This window comes from Herbaspirillum sp. UBA812, from assembly GCF_002296545.1.
Taxonomy (GTDB): Bacteria; Pseudomonadota; Gammaproteobacteria; order Burkholderiales; family Burkholderiaceae_D; genus Herbaspirillum; species Herbaspirillum huttiense.
In genome coordinates, this window is sequence record NZ_DBIC01000265.1 from 1 (window position 1) to 7472 (window position 7472).

The window sequence follows — 7472 nt, forward strand, 5'->3', positions numbered from 1 at the left end:
AGGAAGAATCAGCGGTGTGACGGGCGTCGAGACCGGAGGGAGTGGACATGCGCTTTCCTTGGCAGGTGGATGAAACGAAGGAAGCCACACGGCGAGCGCCCAAGCACAATCCCGCCGTCGGCTGACGGCACCGGTTCACACCAGCGGGAAATGATGGAAGCTTTCCGCATGATCGCCCTCCGCGATGCATTCAAGAACTTGCCTCGGGCCGGTCTCCGGGCTGGCGAGGGGAAGCCTGGGCTTCGGGACAGGCGCCTTCCCATGCGCGGGGCACAGTGGCGTAGTGCGTGTCCTTCCTCGCTTACCGTTGCGGGGGCAGCGCCGGCTTTGGCCCGATGCTGTGGCACCGGCCGCACCGGCTTCCCGTTTCAATTCCAGGCGCGGCTGCGCACAGGAATACCAGAAGCAATGCTAAGTGGCGAAGTATAAAGGCGGGGGCGGGCTTGGGCAACCGGCATTGTCAGCTTGTGCCGGGCTGGCGGCAACTTCAGCGGGGCAAGGCGGGCTGGAGCGGTGAGGAGGATGAGGGGGAAGCACTGGCGGAAGCAGCCGGCAGTTGCGGCAAGGCAGGCGAAGCCGCCAGCTTGTAATACAGGCTCATTTCCGCCCCCATGCGGGTGGGAATGCGCGCCACGTACACCGAGCGCTGGCCGGACCGGGGACCGTGCCCGTGCACTTCCATCAGGCACAGGTAGCGTTCCCCCAGGAAGCCCAGCACGGCAAACGAGGCCTTTTGCGGGCGGGACAGCCGGGGCGCGCGCTCCGGTGACAGGCCGATGGCGCGGTCAAGGTAGCCGCGATGGGAATTGACGAACAGATAGTCACGTCCGGGGGGCTTGCCGCTGGCATAACCGATGCGCCACTGGCGATTGTCGCCATCGGGCAGATACAGGCTGTAGGGAGATGCCGGGCCGCTTTCCATCACCTCGACCCGCCCTGCGACCGGATCGATGCTGACCCGGCTGAGGGGAAAATGGTCTACGGCCAGGCAACTGGCCAGCACTTCTTCGGGCGGCGAAGGCGGACCGGGCAGCGCCGCCAGACAGACGAACAGCAGGACCAAGGGCAGGCAGCGCAGCGCGCACTTCTTCCAGGGAGAGGCATGGGCAAGGAAGCAAATCATTGACAGCTCCTTCAACAGACGGCGGATCAGATCGGCTGCAGCAGAAACACAACCGGCCACCATGGTTGCAGAAGGGCAATGCCATGGATATCAGAAAACTCTCAATGAGCAGGAACAAGTCACTTGCCAAGGACGGCGTGCGCCCTGTTGTGCGCCCGGTGCCGATACCGGCGGGCCGATGTCGGCGCGCGACGGCCTCAGCGCGGCCCGGCGACCACCTCGGCAAGAAAATCGAGGGCGACGAAGTGCCATTGCGCCGATTCGGCGTCATACAGCGCGATCTGGTTGATTTCCCGGCCCGGTTCGGTGCGGCCCGGGATGCGCTCCATGGCCCGCTCGGCATGCCGGTGGCGCTGCTGCGGGTTCAGTTGTTCCAGCCGGGCCGCTGTCTCCGCATGGGCGTAGAGACCGGCGCAGTCCCAGAGCCGGGCGTGGCATTCGAGATCGGCCAGTCCGATGTCCAGCGGGATGCTGTCGATGCTCGCCGACACCTGGGCCACGCGCGCCGACGACAGCCGCACCGGATCGCCCTGCGCGCGCACGGCGATGCGGCCATCGTGCGCGCCCCATGCCAGATGCAGGCAGTACGGCAAGTGGCCCTGATGACGCGCCACCAGTTCATCGGGGGAAAAGGACGCCACCGGCAGTACCTGGTAATCCTCCACGGCCAGACCCAGCCAGAGCGCATCGAGATGCGCATCAAAGGGAGACAGGTAGAGCACCATGGCCTGCGCACCGGCAGCCGGCCCGGCCTTGACCGGCTCGCACAGCACCCGGGCGGTGCTGCTGCCGCTTGGCTGCAGGCGTACCAGCACATGCAGAGGAAGCGCCGCCAGCACGGTGTGGCGGCGGCCAGCGGGAAAACCCATGGACTGCGGAGGATAGGGATACAAGGTGCCACTCCTGACAAGGACGGCGGAGGTGGCAGTCCTGCTCAATTCATCTGCAGTCTCCGCAAAAAGCAGATGCTTTCACAAATGCAAAGCGGCTTGAACGAGAAAAGTCTCAATCAACGCGAAAGAATCGCAGGAGGGATGGAACACTGCAGCGGTGTCGGTGAGGGCCGAAATCACGGCGGTTTCGGGGCGATATGAAAGAACAGGACAGTGCGCAGTCGCAATGGCCGCGCAACGGCATGTTGCACGCTCAATAGCTGGCAAGAGATGAACGAAAAAGCAAAAAGCAAGGTCGCGACCGGCGGCAGGAAGCGTACCGGAGGAATGGCGCGCCTGCCTCGCAAGCGCGCTCAACGACAGCTACTTACATGCGCAAAGGCTTGTCGGAAGGCCGGGGATTGTCGGGCGGATCTTGCACCGGCACCGGCTCATCATCGGGCAGTGCCGGCGGCGGCAGGTTGGGCTCGTTGGCCGGCGGGGTTTCTTGCGGGGTGTGCAGGGAATGGTACAAACAGACCTCCTCGGGCAGGGCAATCCTGTTGACGAATCCGGCAAGCGAGCTCAACGCTGGCCGGCCATCGGGTTCTGATGGGGAATCGGGTCCTGGGGCGGCGTCGGATCCAGCGGCGGAACCTCGACCGGCGGGGTGTCCTGGGGCTTGTGCATGGTGTTCTCCTCTGAGGGTAAAGGGGTCGGGTGGTCGCCGGGCCGTGCCGGCAGCGTGGGCAGCAGGCCATCATCGGCATTGGCCAGCGGGTCTTCAGTGCCGTCGGGCTCAACGACATGGCCGGGATCGGCCACGATGTGATCCGGCACGGGCGCGCCTGACGGCGCAGGCGGCGTGCCGGGTGGACGCAGCAGTGCGGCTGCCGGGGTTTCCGGTGCTCGCGCGCCCTGCGCTGCAGCGGACTCTGCAGCGAGATCCGGACGAGGCAGGTTCATGGCGGTCCTCCTGACAAGGTGACAAACAATACTTCATCTTACGAAGCCCCTGCCCTGCCCTCAGCCAGACATCGGCCCATTCGCCTGTAGGAAGGCCGGAAAAAAACGCCGCCAGCCCCAAAGGGGTGGCGGCGTCATCGGCCTGCGCAATGCAAGACGTCAGCGCATTCAGCTGGCCTTGAGCGCGCGCGTCACGATCTCTTGCGCTTCGGCGAAGATGCGGTCCAGATGCGCCTGGTCGCGGAAGCTCTCGCCATAGATCTTGTAGATGCTCTCGGTGCCGGAAGGACGGGCCGCGAACCAGCCATTGTCGGTGACGATCTTCAGGCCGCCGAAGGGCTTGCCGTTGGCCGGTGCGGTCGTCATCACCTCGCGGATGGTCTCGCCGGCCAGCTCGGTCGACGTCACATCCTGCGGCGACAGTTTGGACAGGCGCGCCTTCTGCTCCGGCGTGGCGGCGGCTTCCTTGCGGCCATTGACGGGCGCACCCAGCTGGCGGGTCAGGTCCTGGTAGATCTGGCCGGGATCATTGCCGGTGCGGGCGGTCATCTCGGCGGCCAGCAAGGCGGCAGTGATGCCGTCCTTGTCGGTGCTCCAGGGCTGGCCGTCGAAACGCACGAAGGAGGCACCGGCGCTTTCCTCGCAACCGAAGCCGAGGCTGCCGTCGTACAGGCCATCGACGAACCACTTGAAACCGACCGGCATCTCCAGCAGCTTGCGGCCCAGGTGATCGGCCACGCGATTGATCATCTGGCTCGACACCAGGGTCTTGCCCACAGCCGCGTCAGCACGCCAGGCCGGACGATGGCGGAACAGGTAATACACCGCCACCGACAGGTAGTCGTTGGCCGGCAGCAGGCCGGTGCTTTTGGCGACGATGCCGTGGCGGTCATGGTCGGTGTCGCAGGCCATGGCGACGTCGAAGCGGTCCTTCAGGGCGATCAGCTCGCTCATGGCATAGGGCGAGGACGGATCCATGCGGATCTGCGCGTCCCAGTCCAGCGGCACGAAGCGGAAGCTGGCATCGACATCGGTGTTGACCACTTCCAGGTTGAGCTTGTAGCGATCGGCGATGGCCGACCAATAATGCAGGCCGGCACCGCCCAGCGGATCCACCCCGATCTTGACGTTGGCCGCCGAGATGGCCCCCAGATCGATGATGTTGGGCAGGTCGCCCACGTAGTTGTCGAGGTAGTCGTAGCGGCGCGTGGTTTCGGCCTTCAGGGCCTTCTCGAAGCTGATGCGGCGCACGCCTTCCAGCTTCTGCTCCAGATAGCCATTGGCGCGCTTCTCGATCCAGCTGGTGACGTTGGAATCCGAGGGACCGCCATTGGGCATGTTGTACTTGAAACCGCCATTGTCCGGCGGGTTGTGCGAGGGCGTGACCACGATGCCATCGGCCAGCTTGTCACGGTGCACGCGGTTGTGCGTGAGGATCGCGTGCGAGACGGCTGGCGTGGGCGCATAGGGGCTGCCCGCGGCCAGCATGGTCACCACTTCGTTGGCGGCCAGCACTTCCAGTGCGCTGTGCCAGGCCGGTTCCGACAGGGCGTGGGTATCGATGCCCAGGAACAGCGGTCCCTTGAAGCCCTGCTCCTTGCGGTAGTCGCAGATAGCCTGGGTGATGGCCAGCACATGCCATTCATTGAAGCTGTGCAGATTGGCATTGCCGCGATGGCCGGAGGTACCGAAAGCCACACGGTGGCTGGCTTCGGCCACATCGGGACGCAGGCTGTAGTAGTTCGACAGCAGCACCGGCAGGTTCACCAGGGCTGAGGGTGCGGCACGCTTGCCGGCGAGGGGATTGACGCTACTCATAGGTTTGTTCTGGATGAATGGATATCTGAGGAAACGAGGTGGCACGGCCACTTCGCTACTTGATCTTTTTTCAACGTCCCGGACATTGTAACGCCAGGATGGCGCGCTGCAGCATCGATATGAAGATTCTTGCAGAAAGCTTGCCGCGAGGCACTGTTCACGGGGCTTTGCGGGCCACGGCGATGCGCGGGTGCCGCTAACGCATGAAGCTTCTTGCCGAAAAGCAAAACGCGTCCGGGCCAAGGCACGGACGCATTCGGTCAGGGCAGAAACACCGGCCGCGCCCCTTCAGGCGTGGCCGCGTGCAGGCCTGGTCAGGCTCGCCGGAAGGCGCGCACGATCACCAGCAGCACGATGGCACCCAGCGTCGCGGTGACGATGGAGGCCAGGATGCCGCCACCCACGGCGATGCCCAGCAGGCCGGCGAGCCAGCCACCGATGACGGCACCGACGATACCGATGAGGATGTCAGCCAGCAGACCGAAGCCGCCACCCTTGACCAGCACACCGGCCAGCCAGCCGGCAACGGCACCAATGATCAGCCATGCGATGAGTCCGTGTTCCATGATGTTCCCTTTCAATCGTTCTGTCGTTCTTGGGTTGATGTCGGAAACCGTGCAATGCAGGGGCTTCCTCTTGCTTCCTGTTCTCTGCAAGCGCTCTGCTCAACAGATGAGGTGATGATAGAAAAGCGCACGTCGGCAAGGTATCGGACAGCGGCCCATTTCCTTGTAGGACAAGCCCGGCATGTGGCGCTGTTGAGCCGATCAGCGCCAGGCCGCGCTGGTTTGCGGCGCGCAAAGCGGTCATGGTCGCGCCTTCCTCTTTTCCTACATCGCAAAAGGCGGCATTCCTATAGAGAGGAAGCGCGAGTTTTTTTACTCTTGCTGCACATAAGCGCAATGCAGCATCGAACACAGCCTCCATCGCTTGCCGCCGCGCCTGACCAATACCGCATTCGCCAGCCCGATTTCCAAGAGAGCCGCCATCATGACCGCCACCGAAACCAGTGCCCGTCCGTCACCCGTCTTTGCCAATGCCTTCGCGCTGAACACCTTCGGCACTGCACCGCAGACCGCCGAGAGCGCTGATTTCGTCGAACACTATGCCCGCTACGCCCGCGAGTCGGCCGAGATGCTGCATCAGATTTCGATGAAGGCACCGCAGCTGGCTTCGGTGCTGGACCAACTCAACGAAGGCAGCCTGCCGCAGCGCATCGCGCTGGTGGATGAGCAGGCAGCGGCCGCTGTACCGGCAACGCGCCGTCAGCCGCGTGCTTCCCTGCTGGAGACTGCGGCGCATGCATTGAGCCACGCATTCCCCGGCGTCGCGCCCCTGTTTCAGGGATGCCGCGCGTTTTTGCAGATGAAGATGATCAAGAACAACAGACAGGCGTGAGGAGGCGCAAGTCGCTAGCAAGCCTGCATTGTGTGCCATAGGGTGTCACGCCCTTCACTCAACCAAACCTGGACTTACCATGAAAAAAATCACCAAAGCCGTTTTCCCCGTCGCCGGCCTCGGCAGCCGCTTCCTTCCCGCCACCAAGGCCCAGCCCAAGGAAATGCTGCCCATCGTCGACAAGCCGCTGATCCAGTACGCCGTTGAAGAAGCGGTGGAAGCGGGCATTACCGAAATGATCTTCATCACCGGCCGCAACAAGCGCGCCATCGAAGACCACTTCGACAAGGCCTATGAGCTGGAATCCGAACTGGAAGCCGCCGGCAAGGTGAAGCTGCTGGAAACCATCCGCAACGTCATTCCCAAGCACATCAACTGCGTCTACGTGCGCCAGGCCGAGCCGCTGGGCCTGGGCCACGCCGTGCTGCTGGCCAAGCCGCTGGTGGGTGACGAGCCCTTCGCCGTGCTGCTGGCTGACGATTTCATGGATGCCGCGCCCGGCCAGAAAAACGTGATGGCGCAGATGACCGAACTCTATGAACGCGAAGGCAAGAGCCTGCTGGCCGTGCAGGATGTACCGCGTCCGGAAACCCGCCAGTACGGCATCGTCAGCGGCACTGCACACGGCGAGCGTACCGAGCTGCTGAGCGGCATCGTCGAAAAGCCGTCGCCGGAAGATGCACCGTCGACCCTGGCCGTGGTGGGCCGCTATGTGCTGACCCCGGCCATCTTCGAGCGCCTGGAAAATATCGGCACCGGCGCCGGTGGCGAAATCCAGCTGACCGACGCCATCTCGGCCCTGATGGAACAGGAACAGATCCTGGCCTATCGTTACGAAGGCCAGCGTTTCGACTGCGGCTCCAAGCTGGGCTACCTGAAGGCAGCCGTCGCCATGGGCTTCAAGCACAAGGAAGTCGGCACCGGTTTTGCCCAGTTCCTGCAGGAATTCACCAGCCAGAACGATCTGGCGCAGGCCGCCCAGCCCAAGGGCCCGGCCACCGTGACCCCACTGAAGACCGCTGCCGGCAACCAGCCTGGCAGCACACCGGTCTCCAGCGACAAATTGCCAGCCGTCGCCAACAGCATCATGTAAGTCCCCGGTAGAGAGCGTTGTTGATTGCAGTCCGTCCGCAAGGCCGGGCTGCTTTTTTTTTGTGGCTTTGCGCTTCGTATAAATTGTTTTGACCTTTGTCACAGAGTTTTAACCTGGACTTGCTAGCATCGCGGCCATGAATCTGGAGAAGTTCATTTCGCCCGGGACAAGTAGAACCCATTTCATCAATAGGCGTGAGATG

Annotated in this window: 9 protein-coding genes and 1 riboswitch; of the genes, 2 read left to right on the forward strand and 7 right to left on the reverse strand. The window is 63.5% G+C overall.

All coding sequences use genetic code 11. The annotated features are described in order from the left end of the window. Positions 1 to 189: 189 nt before the first annotated feature. A riboswitch (cobalamin riboswitch) is annotated at positions 190 to 419 on the reverse strand. Between the two features lie 68 nt (positions 420 to 487). From B3873_RS17875 to B3873_RS17900, 6 genes are all read right to left on the reverse strand, one after another. After that, a complete protein-coding gene (locus B3873_RS17875) occupies positions 488 to 1123 on the reverse strand; it encodes a hypothetical protein (RefSeq protein ID WP_286867730.1) in 636 nt (211 codons plus the stop codon). Positions 1124 to 1320: 197 nt separating this feature from the next. After that, positions 1321 to 2016 carry a hypothetical protein gene (locus B3873_RS17880; RefSeq protein WP_286867732.1) on the reverse strand — a complete coding sequence of 232 codons (696 nt, stop codon included), beginning with the start codon at positions 2014 to 2016 and terminating at the stop codon, positions 1321 to 1323. A gap of 367 nt (positions 2017 to 2383) precedes the next feature. Further along, positions 2384 to 2530 carry a hypothetical protein gene (locus B3873_RS17885; protein ID WP_209534696.1) on the reverse strand — a complete coding sequence of 49 codons (147 nt, stop codon included), beginning with the start codon at positions 2528 to 2530 and terminating at the stop codon, positions 2384 to 2386. 50 nt (positions 2531 to 2580) lie between these two features. Continuing rightward, positions 2581 to 2961, reverse strand: a complete 381-nt coding sequence (locus B3873_RS17890; protein WP_286867734.1) for a hypothetical protein — start codon at positions 2959 to 2961, stop codon at positions 2581 to 2583. Positions 2962 to 3129: 168 nt separating this feature from the next. After that, the gene (pgm, locus tag B3873_RS17895; protein WP_039787969.1) at positions 3130 to 4779 is read right to left on the reverse strand and encodes a phosphoglucomutase (alpha-D-glucose-1,6-bisphosphate-dependent); all 1650 of its coding nucleotides are present in this window, start codon (positions 4777 to 4779) and stop codon (positions 3130 to 3132) included. Between the two features lie 314 nt (positions 4780 to 5093). Continuing rightward, positions 5094 to 5345 carry a GlsB/YeaQ/YmgE family stress response membrane protein gene (locus B3873_RS17900; protein ID WP_017450312.1) on the reverse strand — a complete coding sequence of 84 codons (252 nt, stop codon included), beginning with the start codon at positions 5343 to 5345 and terminating at the stop codon, positions 5094 to 5096. 424 nt (positions 5346 to 5769) lie between these two features. On the opposite strand from B3873_RS17900, the gene B3873_RS17905 reads away from it, so the two are divergent. After that, the gene (locus B3873_RS17905) at positions 5770 to 6177 is read left to right on the forward strand and encodes a hypothetical protein (protein ID WP_286867737.1); all 408 of its coding nucleotides are present in this window, start codon (positions 5770 to 5772) and stop codon (positions 6175 to 6177) included. 79 nt (positions 6178 to 6256) lie between these two features. Next, positions 6257 to 7270: a UTP--glucose-1-phosphate uridylyltransferase GalU gene (galU, locus tag B3873_RS17910; protein ID WP_276838103.1), complete on the forward strand. Its 1014-nt coding sequence runs from the start codon at positions 6257 to 6259 to the stop codon at positions 7268 to 7270. Here the strand turns inward: galU and B3873_RS17915 are convergent. Beyond that, a partial coding sequence (locus tag B3873_RS17915) for a hypothetical protein (protein ID WP_286867739.1) occupies positions 7263 to 7472 on the reverse strand: 210 nt, incomplete at its 5' end. The genes galU and B3873_RS17915 overlap by 8 nt on opposite strands.